This is a genomic window from Haladaptatus rarus (genome assembly GCF_054177585.1).
Window position 1 is genome coordinate 39,863 of the sequence record NZ_JBPEHG010000011.1, and the last position, 13,895, is coordinate 53,757.

Consider the following 13,895-nt stretch of genomic DNA (forward strand, 5'->3'; position numbering starts at 1 on the left):
GCTACTCACTTCCGACCGGTGTTCCACGGCGACCGAGGCGGTCTCGGGCCACCTTCCCGACGAGAGCAAGTGTGGCTACCGTCAACACGACTGCGAATCCGACGACGAACAGCGTCATCGGGTCGTCGAGACCGGATCCGACCTGCTGCTGGACGAACGACCCCGCCGTCACCGACGTGATGAGGACGAGGATGGCTCCGCCGAGGTTGGCGAGCGTCGGGTTCGGTCTCGGAACTGCTGACGAGTTCAGGAGGACGAGGACGACGACCAGCGCGAACGGCGTTCCGACGAGACCGAACGCGAGGACGAGAACGAGCAGTGGGAAGAACGCGCCACCGATGAACGCCCCACCAGCAGAGAGGAGGGCGAACGCCGCCAGAAGCGTCCGATACCGCGTATCGGACACGTCGATATCCCAGTCCAACTTGTCCGCGATGAGATACGGCGGAACGACCGTGTTCCCGCCGAGCGTGGAAACCGCTGCGGCCCAGAGTCCGACGAGAAACAGCCACTTTGCGGCGGGGCCGACCAGTGGACCGAGTGCCTGTGCTGCCGACACTGCAGTGAGTTCACTCGCGGTCACGGACGGTGAGTGCAGGACGTTCGCCGCGACGAGGAAGATGGCGAGACTGTACACACCGAATGCGACGAGCATCGAGGCCCCGATGTCGAACGTCGCCAGTCCGTACTGCTCGCTCGTCCACTCGCGCGCACGCATCGTGTACGAGTGCATGGTGACGAGCGTGATGTGAACCGCACCGCCGAGGATACCGGCGGCGACGAGCGTTCCTTCGACACCGGCCGGAATCCGGGGGATGAGTCCTCCGACTGCTGCCGCCGGATCGGTCGGCACGACGAACAACGAGGCGACGAAGGCGACCACGACGGTCGTCACCAGCAGTTTCGCGAACAGTTCGATGAACCGATAGCCGCGACCGGCGAGTCCGACCGCGAGCACGACGGCCCACGTGATACCCCATATCCGGGCATCGATACCGGTCACCGTCGCACTCACGTCCGCGACCGTTTTCATGATGATCAGTTGTGCGAGCCCCGCGGCGAGGACAGCATCGAGAACGAGGAGCCACGCCCATCCCTCACCGAGATGGTCTTCGACGACCGTGACGATGCCCGCCTCGGTGAGTAACCCTAATCGCATGGCGAGATACTGGGCGAGACCACCGAGAACCGCAGAGAGGATGACGATCCAGAGGAACGTGTAGCCGAACGTCGCACCTGCGGTGATGACGCTCGCCATGGTCGCTGGCCCTGCGGCGATAGCACTTGCAACCCACGCCGGGCCCATCTCCCCGAGGTACTCGCTCACTCGACCGCGGGATACCGCGGTCACGTCCGGTTCATCCGGATGATTCGTATCGGTCATGTCTCGATACTCGTGGTCCGAGTTGTAAGTAGGTTACCTTTCGGTGGTATTAGTCGGTAATAGCCAGTGATAGCAGATGAAACTCGTTGGAGAATCACTGAATCGGCGGATCGGCGATTGCGCCAGTCCGCCGTCTATCGAAATCCAGCGTCGCGGACGACGACGACGTACAGTTCGTAGCAGAACACGAGAAAGACCAGTGCGACCGACGACCAGACGAGCGCGACGAACGTGGTCGGGAGGATCGCTGCCATCAGTTCCGCACCCCCTCGAGATCGCCGGTCACCATCTCACCGATATCTTCGCTCACTACTTCACCACCATCTGTGACGGTGGTCTGTTCGAGCGATCGAATCTCGCGCCCCAACCTGTCGAGATCGAATCGCGTTTCAGAGATTCGCGCCGCGAGGAGAGCCACCACTCCCGACGAAACGGTCGCACCGAGGAACGACCAGAGGAACGACGGTGGCGGGAGCATCGTCCCGAAGATGGGAATCGCGGCTACGAACTCGCGGAGCATCGGGAAGTACACGAATCCGACGACGAGACCGACGATGCTTGCGACGAGTGCGCCGTTCTCGGTCGCTCGTCGTGAGTAAAGGCCGTGAAGGAACGGAACGAACGTCGCGGCAGCGAGTAGATCTGCGAGCAAGAACAGGGTGAGCACGCTGTATCCTTGCGCACCGACGACGATGGTTGCGATGGCGACGACGAGCGTGAACCCGCGTGCAACGAGAGTGAGCGTCTCGTGGTCTGGGTCGTCGAGCAGGCGCGGCAGGTCGGCAGTAACGATACTGGCGAGGGCGTTGAACAGTGTATCTGCCGTGCTCATCACCAGCAAAACCGCCAGCACGACCACAACGAGTGTGACCCACTCGGGGAATGCACGGTTCAACACGAGGAAGAACGCGACGCTCGCATTTCCGGTATCCAGGAGTCCCATCCCGGATGCCGCGAGTCCGAACAAACCGGCGAGGAATATCATCGGCACGACCGTCAGCCCAGCGAGCGCGAACGCCCGACGAACCGTCTGGGTATCTTCGGCTGCGAAGACACGTTGCCACTGACCCTGATTGAACATGTTCGCGCCGAGGACGGCGAACACGACGTAGACGCCGAACTCCACGCCCGGCGGGTACGCCGGGTTCAGCAGGTGTGGGCTGGACTGCGTGACGGTATGGTATATCTCCCTTGCACCCCCGAGCGAAATTATCGCACCCGCGAATCCAATCGCGAGGAGAGGAAGGATGACGAGGGTCTGGATGGTGTCGGTGAAGATGCTCGCCACGAGTCCACCGTATCCTGTGTAGACGAGAACGAACAGACCGATGAGGGTCGCCGTCTGCCAGTTCGGGATGCCTGCGACCAGTCCCAGTGCACTGGCGATTCCCGTTATCTCGGCGGCCAGAAAGACGAACAGGTAGAAGACGGTGATGACGAGCACGTAGGCGTACATTCGACGACCGTATCGAGCGAGCACGTACTCCGTTAGCGAGTGTCCTTCGGGGATGAGTTCTCGAATCCGCGTCCCGACCGAGACGAACAGCCAGAGGGGGAGGGCACTGCCGATCGCGTACCCCGCGATCGCGGGGAGGCCACCGAACGCTGCACCCGCCTCGGCGGGACTGAACAGTATCCACGCACCCATACTGGAGGCGATCAGTGTCGCGGTCGTCATCCCGCGACCGGTGCTGTTCCTCGCGGTGAGATACTCCTCGATGGAATCGACTCGGCCACGGGCGTACCAGAGGCCGAGTGCCGTCACGAGCGCGAGCGTCGCCGTGGTGACTCCGAGTGCGAGTGTCGTCGAGACCACGCTGACTACACCTCCGCCGCGGATGGTCGCTTCTCGTATGCGGCGTCGAAGAACGCCACTTCCAGTTCGACAGTCTGCTGAAACAGGTCGGCAACCCGCTGCTGCCGTCGTGGTGAGAGTTTGAGGCCACACTGGTCGATCTGGTCACGGAGCCACTCGACGTACCCCTCGAAGTCCGCGGTGGCATGAATCTGAACCCATTCATCGAGATACCAGCGCGAGATCGATTGCTCCTCGATGCGTATCGCCCACGCGAGGTAGACCAACTCGGCGGCCAAGATCACCGCGAGCGTCTCTTCGTAATCGCCCTCGTGTGCCGCCCGGAGCAACAGGTTCTGGAACTCTTTCGTGGTCGTCGAAAGCGGTGGGTCGTTTCGAAGTTCCTCGGGCACGGAGAGTGCGTCGAACGACCGCTGGAAGTATTCGTCTTCACCGCCGGTCAGCATCGTCAGAGCATCCGCGAGTCGAGCTTTGGCAGCCATCGTCGGGGCCTGTCCGACGGCGTAGCCGGTGACACTCGCAGCCGTTTCGAGGAAGGCGTAGTCCTGGACGAGATACCGGCGAAACACTTCATCTTCGAGTTCGTCAGCACCGAGTTCGTCGATGAAACGGTGCCGAGTCGCATCGTTCCACGCCGGTTCGGAACGTTCTCGAAGCCACTCGCTGAATCGGGGGTTCTCTCGATTCACGGCATATTCTTCGAACGACGCTGGTGCAGTCATACGTCCCACGTCTCCTGCGTGTAGGCCATCTCCCAAAACTGGTGTTCGAGACGTGCGCTGGTCAGGAATGCCTCGCGCATCGCCTCGTACTCGTCGGGATATCGCTCGCCACATCGGTCGACGAAATCTCGCATCCACGCGACGGCTTCCTCGAACTCGTCGCTGGTGTACTTCTCGATGAAGGGGGTATATCGGTGATCTCCTTCAGCCAACTCGGCCATATGTTGTGCGATGTCGAAATATCCCTGACCGCAAGGGTAGATGGCGGCGCTGATCTCGGCTATCGACCCCTCGTAGGCCGTCCGAACCAGGAAGTTGGTGTACGCGACGCAGGTCGGTGATTTCTGCACCTGTTCGAGTTCGTCCCGGTCGATGCCGTACTGCTCCGCGAACTCGCGATGGAGATCCATCTCATAATCGAGGATGGTGTGGGCCACGTCCAGCAGATGCGTCATCGTCTCCTCGTCGTCGGCTTTCGTCCCCGCGAGTGAGAACACCCGCGCGTAGTCGAGGAGATAGCGATAATCCTGTCGTACCCAGTGGAGGAACGCCTCCTCGTCCAGTGTCCCCGCCGCCAGTTCGCGGACGAAGGGGTGGTTTTTCTGGGCCTCCCAGATCGATTCGCCCTGTTCTAGCAGGTGGTCGCTGAAACTCATTCGTCGTGTCGAAAGAGCGGTTGCACCGTGATATAACTAACTAATACTACTCGATTATATCCTCTGCTGCAAGCTTAACCCGTAAGGAATTTGGATGGTTCGTTCGCATTCGGGGTATGGCACTGCGGCTCCCGAGCGAGATCGTCGTCGATCGCTTCCTTCCGACGGCGCGCTCCATGCTCGCCGTCGAACTGGATGACTACGGGCTCACACAGCAAGAGATAGCAGATCGACTCGGTGTGACGCAGGCAGCGGTGAGCAAGTACGTAGGTGGTGACGGCGCGGTCGAGGAGCACTTTCGGGACGACCCTCGAATGCAGGAGACCGTCGAGCGGATCGCGGCAGGATTCGCCCACGAGACGATGGACGAGTACGAAGCACTCGCGGAACTACTGGAACTGATCCGAACGTTCGAAGACCGCGGTCCCATCTGCGACGTTCACGAAGCGGAGATGCCAGAACTGCGAGGACTCGGGTGTGATCTCTGTGCCCGTGGATTCGACGCACAGGTCGGTGACGAACGCGCCGTCCTCACATCGGTTCGAACGGCCGCACGGATGCTGGCGGATACGCCGGGGATCGCACAGCACGTCCCGAACGTCGGCACCAACGTGGGGATGGCACTCCCCGATGCGACCGACGAACTCGACGTGGCCGCGATACCGGGACGGATCCACGCGATGCGCGGGCGCGTCCACATCCCCTCGAATCCCGAGTTCGGTGGTTCACACCACGTCGCCCAGATCGCTCTGACGGCGATGTTCGGCGACCCCACCGTCAGGAGCGCAGTCAACCTTGCCACATCCGACGAATTGCTCGACGCGGCTCGTGCCCGTGGCGTGGAACCACTCTCGTTCGATGCGAGCTACGAGGACCGGGCCGAACGACTCGGGGCGCTGCTCGAAGAACACGACGACGTTCCGCGCGTCGTCTATCACGAGGGTGCGTTCGGCATCGAACCGATAACGTACGTGCTCGGCGAAACTGCGGTCGATGCGGTACGGTTCGCGGCCGAACTGGTCGAACGGTAAATCTCGCCGACAAAACGTGTGTTCGAGCGAACACGGAACGTGAATCCGATTCGCGTTCGTGGCCACCCGCGCCTCCATCGCTGGCCGTGGGTCGCGAAAAATGTCTCCGAAAGTTCGACAGCTTAGGTAAGCTGGTCTTCCGGAACGACGTGAACTCTGATGGTTGGGTCCAGTTCACGATTCTTCTGGGCCGCGATTCGTTCCGCTCGGTGCGCCGACAACCCGTGGAGTAACACTTCTATCCCCTCTCGTTCGGCTGCGATAACCACTGCGTAGGCATCGTCCTGCTTCGCTCTCGATTTTTTGCGTCGTTGGCGTGACGTCGACATGATTTTTAGTATCGACCCGAGTGGTCTGTTTCCCGGTGCATTCGACGCTTCACATAGCAGTTTTAAAAGGGTTGAGGCCACTTCGATCTCCTCCAGATTACCTTTCAGCGGGACGATTCCAGAGGAAACGATGTTCGCGTTCTCCGAATTGTTATCGCATGAGTTCGCCACCGTTCACGTTCAGCGTCTCACCGGTTACGAACGTCGCGTCCCGGAGATAGGCCGCGGCGTCGGCGATCTCCGCCGGTTGCCCGAATCGGTCGAGCGGGATCTGCTCTCGTTCCTCTGCCGCTTCCTCGGGCGTCCTATCGGCGGTCATATCGGTCTCGATGTGCCCAGGAGCTATCGCGTTGACCCGGATGTTGGGGGCGAAGTCTTCCGCGTGGCTCTTCGTCAATCCGATGAGTGCAGATTTCGAAGCCGCGTAGTGACATTCGATCGGTGCGCCGGTGTAGGCGAGGATCGACGAGATGTTCGTCACTGACGGCCCTTCTGCGACGGACGACTGACGAAGAGATGTGAGTGCCTCCTTCGTGACGTTGAACGCGCCGTTCACGTTCACGTCCATCACGTGGTCGAAATCGTCCGGCGAGAGGTCGGCGGTGTACACGTGTTGGTCGATTCCAGCGTTGTTCACGACGTGGTCGAGACCGCCGAACTCGTCGATGGTTCGCTCGACGAGTGTGGCCGCATCGGCAGGCTCACTGACGTCCGCCTGCACGGGGATGGCGTTCTGCTCCATTTCTCGTTCGATCGTCTCCACGACGGCCATCGCTTTCTCTTCGCTCTGATGGTAGTTGACTGCGACGTCGTAACCATCGTAGGCGAATCGATGCGCGATAGCTCGCCCGAGTCCTCGTGACGCGCCCGTGATGAGTGCAATACCCATAACACCGGCCAGTTCGTTCGGCGGTGTTGTCAGTCTTTGTGACGTCGTGTGACGAATGGGAGGGCTTTCACCGTCTACTTCGAGATGGACTCGACTTCCAGGAGGGCTTCCCCGTGGTCGGTCAGCCGATAGACGACTTCACCGGTCACGGGTCTGATGAACTCGTGCTCGGTCAGGAGTTCACATCGTCGTTCGACGTATGGAAGGTGTGTCCCGATCCGATTGGCGAGCAGAGGGATATATTCGGGTTGTGTCCGGTGGAGGGCAGCGAGGATCTCCAGATCGACAGGGCGCATCCACTCAGGGCGTTCGGTCATACGGTCGTCAGAAGAGCATGGGTCATGCTACCATATAACTATTCTTGCCCGTATCGAATCGTTGTCTCTCCCTACCGGATGGACAGTTTGTCCTAATGGTGTCGCGTTGCCGGACTCTTCCATGGGCGATCGATAGAGCGTCGATATCCAAGAGTTATCATGGCAAATCGCCACACTTGGCGTTCAGACGATAACACCGCTGGACGGCCCTATGATGGGTCACCGTTCGCCCACTCCGTCATCCGCCAGAATCGCTGACGGTCGCGGTAAGAAGGGTTTCGAGAGCAGTCTCGATTACGTCGGTCGTTCGCGTCGCAGTGGTCGGAAGAACCACGTGTAGAGGATGAAGCAGAACAGTACGCCGAGCGCGGCGACACAACCGAGTGCGAAGAGACCAGCTAGCGTACTTAGTATCATAGAACTGTACCCAATCCTGCCCAGCACCCCTCGAACCTATCTGCCGTTTCCATTCTCACAGTAGGATGATAACGTAGTCAATTTGAATCTTTCGGTCGATTATCCGTTTGGACTCTGTTGGAATCCAAAATAACTGATACGAATTGCGTGCGGAATGTGGAGCGTGGACCTGACACGGGATTACAGAAAAAGAGTTGGCCTTCACTACTAACGGAACAGTTCACCGGTCACAGCGATTCAGCAGGCAAATTCGTTTGATTCACCCCACTTCAGCCTGAACAGCCGTTAACTCCCGCTGAGAATTCACAGGTCAGAAAAAGTCGCAGTCGTTCGAGTTACAATGAAGTGGAGGACGCCGACGACACCTCCTAGAACCAATCCCCATCCGAGCAACGTGAACGGTAGTCTGACGAGACTCCGAATAAAGGGATGATTGATGATGTGGAAGGCCCCTTGAGCAGTATTTAGAATCGCGAACCCGAGGATGATTGCCAGATAGAGCTTGATCAATTCGCGTTGGAGGGCGAACTGGAATGACTCCCGAGCGGAAGCGGACGACATACTTACCGTTCAAGTACCAAGAATATATATTATTCTCTTCGACAGGTTGGTCTCTGCTCTCCTGGAGCGGTACGTGACGAGTACTACACACGCGCCCTGTATCTTGAACAATCGCGTCCGACCTCCCCAACAGCGGTCAGTAACGACGTGCGAGATGTAGAGACTGTATTCACCAGGGAAGGTTCAGAAACCTGCGTCCTGTGACCGGTTCAGTATTCGAACGTGACTTGTCAACTATCTTTACCATAAATATCAATGTTTCTCAGGAGAGTAGTTAGACATGCAAGAGGCTTTGAGTCGAAAAATCGGACGCCCGTCGATAACTGTGGGGAATGTGTGGTTGTTCTTTGGTGTGGCGTATACCCTGACGTGGGTTTGGTGGCTATCGGCGATAGCCCTGGGTGTACGTTTCGACAGCGCCGTAGGGGCGATTCTATTGCTGCTTGGACTCGTCGGCCCCGGAGCCGCCGGTATCGGATTTGTCTACCTCGTCTATGGTGATCGTGGACGGGTGGATTTCTGGAATCGTGTCAAACAGGCTCGCCGAATCGGTGTGCGGTGGTTCCTTGTCATCCTTCTGATCCCGGTAGTAGTGACCGTCGTGGCCGCAATCGTAGATTCGCTACTGGGCGGCCCGGGCGTAGCGTGGGGTGAGGCGATACAGGAAATAAGTAGTAACCCACTGGCTATCCTGCCAGCACTATTCTTTGCGACGCTCCCGCCTCTCCTCGAAGAATTCGGGTGGCGAGGGTACGCATTAGACCGGCTTCAGATAAACTGGTCAGCGTTTGGTGCCAGTGTCATCCTGGGCGTAGTCTGGGCGGCCTGGCACCTCCCGTTGTTCTTCATCGAAGGTTCGTTTCAACACGATGCTGTTGGATTCGCGACAGTAGGGTTCTGGCTGTTCATGATCGGTACTGTCGCGCTCTCGGTCATCCTCACATGGGTGTACAATCATACCTCGCGCAGCATCCTCGGTGCCATCATACTGCATGGCTGGGTCAATTTCGTGTCCGAAACCGTTGAGGTCGCGGACGAATTCTATTACCCCATCTGGGTACTTTCTGCAGTCTTCGTCGTCGGAATCTGGGGTCCGAAGACCCTAACGCACGCTGCTGACGTGCCACGGATGCCCCAGACTACCGAATAAGTTCTTGGTTAAACCCATCCTGTCAATAACGATATGTGCCAAATTCTGACGGATATGTCGCTGAGTTCAATCCGTCGTGTCTTCTTAGGCCGAGACATCTGGGTGGCTTTCCTGATTATCCTTACCGTATATTTTCTTCCACCCTTACTCACTGAATCTCCGTTGTTGATCGATTCATGGGCCGCTCCGGTCTGGAATCTGGCCATCAGAACTGGACGGGTCACGGGATGTGGTTCACTGTTGTATATTCCATCAATTCTTACTATATTTCTGATATATACACATGGATTAGCCGTCGTGGTTGGTACGCTGTTTCGGGAAGTGGCCAACGCATTCGAATGATACAGATTGCATGACTTGCATTCGTTATTCAGCACGACTGGCGAACCCTATCACGAAATGAAGGTTTCACCAGAGCCTCTGTCTCTATCTGACTCGAAGTAAGGTCGTGACCTGCCTGACCGAGTCCAAATTCGTCCCGTTCGATTGTCAGCAAAAGAAAAGAAACCGTTCGTCTTCAGCAAAGTTCGAGGTGGAGCCCCCGACCTACTCGCTCACTTCGTTCGCTCCTTGAGGTCGGGGAGGAAACCGACACAATACGACACCAACAACGGACTTCGACCGGCCGACTCCCATACGTTCAAATACCGTTAACCCTTCCCTGAAAGTATGGACGTGCGTCGAACTGCCGTTGTGAAACTCGCCGTTTCCGACGAGTACCGCGACGCACTCCACCGAACCGCCGAGCAATACCTCTACTGCGCGAACCGAACCAGTGCATACTGCTGGTCCAACACATCATACACTGAGTGCAAAACCAACAAACGAGAAGTCCGGGACACACTCTACTCCGAACTTCGAGCCGAGACAGAGTTACCGGCTCAACTCGTCCAAGCCGCTATTCGGCGTGCCGTCGAAACCGTCAAAAGCTGTGTTACTCGCTGGAAAAAGGGACAACGTGTCTCCCGCCCAACGTTCACCGCTGAGACGATGGACTACGACACACGAAGCGCGACCTTCTACCGCAACAAGGTGTCGCTGGCAACTGTTGAGAGCCGGGTTGAACCCTCGTTCGTTCTCCCAGCGGGTAGTCCGACACCCTACGAGCAGTACGTCCTCTCCGAGAACTACGAGTTCCGTGAGAGTACGCTTCGGTACGACGCGGCGACCGATGAGTTCTACCTCCATGTTTCGACGCGGCGGATAGACGGCGACGACGCAGAGGTTCCGTCAGATACCGGGCACCCCGACCAAACGGCCCTTGGTATCGACCTCGGCGTCAACAGTCTCGCCGTCTCCTCCACCGGCACGTTTTGGCAGGGAGACGACTACGACCATTGGACTCAGGAATTCGAGAAGCGACGCGGGAAACTCCAACAGCGCGGTACGCAAGCCGCTCACAAGGCACTCCTTCGACTCGGGAAGCGCGAAGAAGCGTGGCGGAAACAGTACATCCACACGATTGCGAACGAACTCATCTCGCAAGCCGTTGAACACGACTGTGACGTTATCGTGTTCGAGGACTTGATAGATATTCGAGAGCGGTTACCGATGGCTAAGTGGCATCATATATCGGCGTTTCGACGCTTGTACGAATACGTCTCCTATAAGGCCCCTGAGCGCGGTGTCTCCGTAGAGAACGTTGAGCCGAATCACACGAGCCAACGCTGTTCTCGATTGGATTGTGGGTTCACGCACGAAGCTAATCGACACAGAGAACACTTTGAGTGCCAGAAATGCGGCTACGAGGTGAATGCGGACTGTGACATCCTCCCACGACTGAAGTCGTGGGCTTCCCACGCCCGGTTGCGTTGGTTTGGGAACCTCGGGTTTTCGACCCGACGCGCCGATGGGAGTGCCACGCCCCCGTTACTCCTATCCTGGGAAGGACTCGGAGGTACCTGCTTGTTTTGTGTCGGTCTGCGTGTCCGAGGGCTTACTTATTTGGTAAGGCAAACACCGAGTCAACTGCCAGTTTTCGGACTGTCAGAATCCGATGGGAAACCATCGAATCGACAAACCCAGATACGTGGTGAGGGCACTCAAATCTATTGGTTTCAGTGTTTGAAACCGATGACGGCGATTCATCCCACGACTTCAGTCGTGGGTTTTCTCGCCTGCAACTCTATAACGCCGCGAAGAACATCGGATTGCGGTATGCTCGAAAGCGAGTACACAGACTCCGGTCCTCGCCCAAGTCGGGGGGCGGAGACGCACAAGTAGACGTGCGTGTGAATGGTGGGACGTTGAACGGCAAGAGTTACCAGCATATTGCTGGTGCCTGATTGCCGGGAGTCCACATCAAAGCCCCACCCTCAACGAACCGAGGCGCGTATGCGCCGAGGGAGTAGGGTGTGGTAGTTTACTGACCGGGGTCGTAAACCCACAGCATGTTCGGTTTGTGGAGGTCGCTGTCTTCCCCGATGACGACACGACCGTCTGGAAGCACCACGAGATTATCGGGATTGGCGATAGTGTTCTCTGGGTCGACCGTGGTCGATGCGTCCGAGAGCTTCTGTAGGCCACTTCCCGCGAGGCCTTTTGCCGCTGCGGTCGCTTTCTGTACGCCCTTCGCGTCGGTCATCTCGCTGGAACCACCAGCGTCGTGTTCGGTCGTTGGATTGAAATGACAGTCTCGGCAGACCGTACTCTTCGAGTTGGGATGTGAATCGTACGGGCACCCGCCACAGATGTTCGCGTTCGGGCCGCCGACGATGGCGGGTTCCATGCGATGGACGTCGTACCGACCGTCCAACCGCATCCGGTAGACCGCACCGTAGTCGTTGCCTTCAACCGCGACGTGGTCTTGTGGGTCATCGTGTTCCTCGGTGGCCTCGTTCGGGAGCATCGTCTCGTTCACTTCCGACATCGCCATGTAGAGGTAGTCGCCCGGTCGGGCGTCCGACTTGACGTTCACTCCTTCCATCTTGCGGAACTCGTCGGTTGCACCGACTGCGCCCGCCGCTTTCCGTGATTCGAGAAACGCCGCACGGTCGTCGTCTGCGTTTCCGTTCGCCCACGCTTTGACTTCCTCGTCGGTGACGTAGGTGGGATTCGGGGAGGGATCCTTGTCGTCGTACTCTTCGATCCAGGACATCACCTGTTCGTCCGTAGCGTGTGCGAGTTCGATCCATTCGAGGCCGAAACTCACCTCGGTAGCGTCGCCGACCGGCCCCTGTTGCTTCGCTCGCGCGGCGTAGAGCGTGCCCGCCGAAAGGTCGCCCGGTTCGTCGGCGATGAATTTGAAGAAGACCGTGCCGGTTCCGTCGTCGCTCATGTAGACGGTTCTCTCGTCGGGCATGACGACAGAGTTCTCGTGGGAGAACCGCCCCATCGCGTAATGTTTGGTCGGCTCCGGGTCGCCCTGCGGGTTCGCGATCTCGACGATGTAGCCGTAGCGATAGGCGTTCCCGAAGTAGCCGAGATACTCCTCGACCGACTGTTCGCCGTTTCCGTACGTCTGTTGCTCGGAGCTGAACCACGCCTCGGCGTCCGGTTCGTACTCCTCCGAGGTGAGCGGGTTACCCCACGGTGCCACCGAGCCGAAGCAGTTGTTCCACGTTCCCTCGACGGGACGGAAATCGAGGTTCTGCTTCTCCGTGACCGTCCATTCGCCGGTATCGCTCGCCTGCTGGAGCGTCAATCGGCTCATCATCCCCGGCTGTGTCTCCCAGTTGGTGAAGAGGTAGCCACTGTCGGCGCTGGCGTCGTCGGGAACGAACCCGTTGAAGTCGGGGTTCGCACCGTCCGTCAGCGGTTCACCGTCTTTCGAATACGGTATCCCGAGTTGCTTCCCGTTGACCGTCTCGTCGCCACCTTCTGCTAGTACCTGATACGCACCAGCAGCCGTCTCGACGTACCTGGCTGGCGATGCCGGTGGTTGGACACTCTCGAAGTCGCGGGGAAGGCTGGTCATATCGACCCCTGTGACCGCGCCGATGGCGCCCGGCCGGTACCCTTCGTCTGCCTCTGCTCCCGGATGTTGGACGTTGAAGAAGAGCTGTCCGTCGTCCGTCAGAAAGATGCCGGTGAACTCCGCACCTGCGACGGTCGTCGCAAATCTATTGAGAGTCGGTTCGTTCTCGCCGTGGCCGCCGCCGTGACTACTCCTCGCACCAGCAGTTCCCGCATGAACGCTGAGTGAGACCGCGATGAGGGATTCGAGCGCCGCGCGCCGTGACAGATGTTCACGCATAGCGGATATACGTCTAATTTTATCCAACTTTATACTTTTGTAAAATGCCACCTCTTGGATAAATACTACATTTGAAATCTAATTTGAGCAACGAAATGTCCACTATGTAGGAATTTGTGGGAAAAATTCTCATCATCATTCGACGGTCGGCTCTTTGACACCAGATTCGAGATATCTGGTACGCAGTCGGGATGAATGGGTGCCTCCTTACCGTTTCCTATCGCTTGGTGTCCTCGTTCCATGGGGTCTCGGAATCATCGGCGGGGAACAGCGCTCGGCTGATGACGAGCCACGTCGGAATGGCGAGGGTGACCGTCACGAGAACCTGTACCCAGCCATCGAGGAACCCGCTCGTCAGCCCCAGATAGAACCAGACGAGAGCGAACGTGATGGCCAGGCGAATCAGCGGTTTCAGAGCGAACGACATG

The 13,895-nt window shown here is 58.3% G+C and carries 12 protein-coding genes and 2 pseudogenes; 4 read left to right on the plus strand and 10 right to left on the minus strand.

Annotated elements, in window-relative coordinates; genetic code table 11:
• Position 1: 1 nt before the first annotated feature.
• From ACR3FE_RS19710 to tenA, 4 genes are all read right to left on the minus strand, one after another.
• Entirely contained in the window at positions 2-1,306 is a 1,305-nt protein-coding gene (locus tag ACR3FE_RS19710) for an NRAMP family divalent metal transporter (protein WP_458209359.1), read from the minus strand.
• 331 nt (positions 1,307-1,637) lie between these two features.
• Positions 1,638-3,200, minus strand: coding sequence for a sodium:solute symporter family transporter (locus ACR3FE_RS19715; RefSeq protein WP_458209236.1), 1,563 nt, complete (start codon positions 3,198-3,200; stop codon positions 1,638-1,640).
• A gap of 5 nt (positions 3,201-3,205) precedes the next feature.
• The gene (locus tag ACR3FE_RS19720; RefSeq protein WP_458209237.1) at positions 3,206-3,922 is read right to left on the minus strand and encodes a TenA family protein; all 717 of its coding nucleotides are present in this window, start codon (positions 3,920-3,922) and stop codon (positions 3,206-3,208) included.
• Entirely contained in the window at positions 3,919-4,578 is a 660-nt protein-coding gene (gene tenA, locus ACR3FE_RS19725; protein ID WP_458209238.1) for a thiaminase II, read from the minus strand. Before tenA ends, ACR3FE_RS19720 begins: the two co-directional genes overlap by 4 nt.
• Before the next feature lie 116 nt (positions 4,579-4,694).
• Here tenA and ACR3FE_RS19730 point away from each other — a divergent pair, with 116 nt between their 5' ends.
• The gene (locus ACR3FE_RS19730; protein ID WP_458209239.1) at positions 4,695-5,609 is read left to right on the plus strand and encodes a thiamine-phosphate synthase family protein; all 915 of its coding nucleotides are present in this window, start codon (positions 4,695-4,697) and stop codon (positions 5,607-5,609) included.
• 122 nt (positions 5,610-5,731) lie between these two features.
• Here ACR3FE_RS19730 and ACR3FE_RS19735 read toward each other — a convergent pair whose 3' ends face one another.
• From ACR3FE_RS19735 to ACR3FE_RS19750, 4 genes are all read right to left on the minus strand, one after another.
• A complete protein-coding gene (locus ACR3FE_RS19735; protein ID WP_458209240.1) occupies positions 5,732-5,938 on the minus strand; it encodes a hypothetical protein in 207 nt (68 codons plus the stop codon).
• A 151-nt stretch (positions 5,939-6,089) separates the two neighbouring features.
• Positions 6,090-6,827, minus strand: a complete 738-nt coding sequence (locus ACR3FE_RS19740) for an SDR family NAD(P)-dependent oxidoreductase (RefSeq protein WP_458209242.1) — start codon at positions 6,825-6,827, stop codon at positions 6,090-6,092.
• 74 nt (positions 6,828-6,901) lie between these two features.
• Positions 6,902-7,144 (minus strand): winged helix-turn-helix domain-containing protein, encoded by a 243-nt coding sequence (locus ACR3FE_RS19745; RefSeq protein WP_458209243.1) that lies wholly within the window; start codon positions 7,142-7,144, stop codon positions 6,902-6,904.
• A gap of 294 nt (positions 7,145-7,438) precedes the next feature.
• Positions 7,439-7,561, minus strand: coding sequence for a hypothetical protein (locus tag ACR3FE_RS19750; RefSeq protein ID WP_458209244.1), 123 nt, complete (start codon positions 7,559-7,561; stop codon positions 7,439-7,441).
• A 997-nt stretch (positions 7,562-8,558) separates the two neighbouring features.
• Between ACR3FE_RS19750 and ACR3FE_RS19755 the strand changes: the two genes are divergently transcribed.
• From ACR3FE_RS19755 to ACR3FE_RS19765, 3 genes and pseudogenes are all read left to right on the plus strand, one after another.
• On the plus strand, positions 8,559-9,272 hold the full coding sequence (locus tag ACR3FE_RS19755; protein WP_458209245.1) for a CPBP family intramembrane glutamic endopeptidase: 714 nt from the start codon (positions 8,559-8,561) through the stop codon (positions 9,270-9,272).
• A 669-nt stretch (positions 9,273-9,941) separates the two neighbouring features.
• Positions 9,942-11,033, plus strand: a pseudogene (locus tag ACR3FE_RS19760) (RNA-guided endonuclease InsQ/TnpB family protein); the annotation flags it as partial.
• Positions 11,034-11,398: 365 nt separating this feature from the next.
• A pseudogene (locus tag ACR3FE_RS19765) lies at positions 11,399-11,557 on the plus strand (RNA-guided endonuclease TnpB family protein); the annotation flags it as partial.
• Between the two features lie 77 nt (positions 11,558-11,634).
• On the opposite strand, the gene ACR3FE_RS19770 reads toward ACR3FE_RS19765, so the two are convergent.
• Complete coding sequence (locus ACR3FE_RS19770; RefSeq protein WP_458209246.1) at positions 11,635-13,467, minus strand: PhoX family protein; 1,833 nt, start codon at positions 13,465-13,467, stop codon at positions 11,635-11,637.
• Positions 13,468-13,684: 217 nt separating this feature from the next.
• Positions 13,685-13,894: a hypothetical protein gene (locus ACR3FE_RS19775; protein WP_458209248.1), complete on the minus strand. Its 210-nt coding sequence runs from the start codon at positions 13,892-13,894 to the stop codon at positions 13,685-13,687.
• Between the last annotated feature and the right edge of the window lies 1 nt (position 13,895).

Bases quoted from the DNA above. Each gene is read 5' to 3' on its own strand.
- ACR3FE_RS19770 (WP_458209246.1), bottom strand. From the start codon at position 13,467: ATGCGTGAACATCTGTCACGGCGCGCGGCGCTCGAATCCCTCATCGCG.
- ACR3FE_RS19735 (WP_458209240.1), bottom strand. From the start codon at position 5,938: ATGTCGACGTCACGCCAACGACGCAAAAAATCGAGAGCGAAGCAGGAC.
- ACR3FE_RS19720 (WP_458209237.1), bottom strand. From the start codon at position 3,922: ATGACTGCACCAGCGTCGTTCGAAGAATATGCCGTGAATCGAGAGAAC.
- ACR3FE_RS19730 (WP_458209239.1), top strand. From the start codon at position 4,695: ATGGCACTGCGGCTCCCGAGCGAGATCGTCGTCGATCGCTTCCTTCCG.
- tenA (WP_458209238.1), bottom strand. From the start codon at position 4,578: ATGAGTTTCAGCGACCACCTGCTAGAACAGGGCGAATCGATCTGGGAG.
- ACR3FE_RS19745 (WP_458209243.1), bottom strand. From the start codon at position 7,144: ATGACCGAACGCCCTGAGTGGATGCGCCCTGTCGATCTGGAGATCCTC.
- ACR3FE_RS19740 (WP_458209242.1), bottom strand. From the start codon at position 6,827: ATGGGTATTGCACTCATCACGGGCGCGTCACGAGGACTCGGGCGAGCT.
- ACR3FE_RS19710 (WP_458209359.1), bottom strand. From the start codon at position 1,306: ATGGGCCCGGCGTGGGTTGCAAGTGCTATCGCCGCAGGGCCAGCGACC.
- ACR3FE_RS19750 (WP_458209244.1), bottom strand. From the start codon at position 7,561: ATGATACTAAGTACGCTAGCTGGTCTCTTCGCACTCGGTTGTGTCGCC.
- ACR3FE_RS19775 (WP_458209248.1), bottom strand. From the start codon at position 13,894: ATGTCGTTCGCTCTGAAACCGCTGATTCGCCTGGCCATCACGTTCGCT.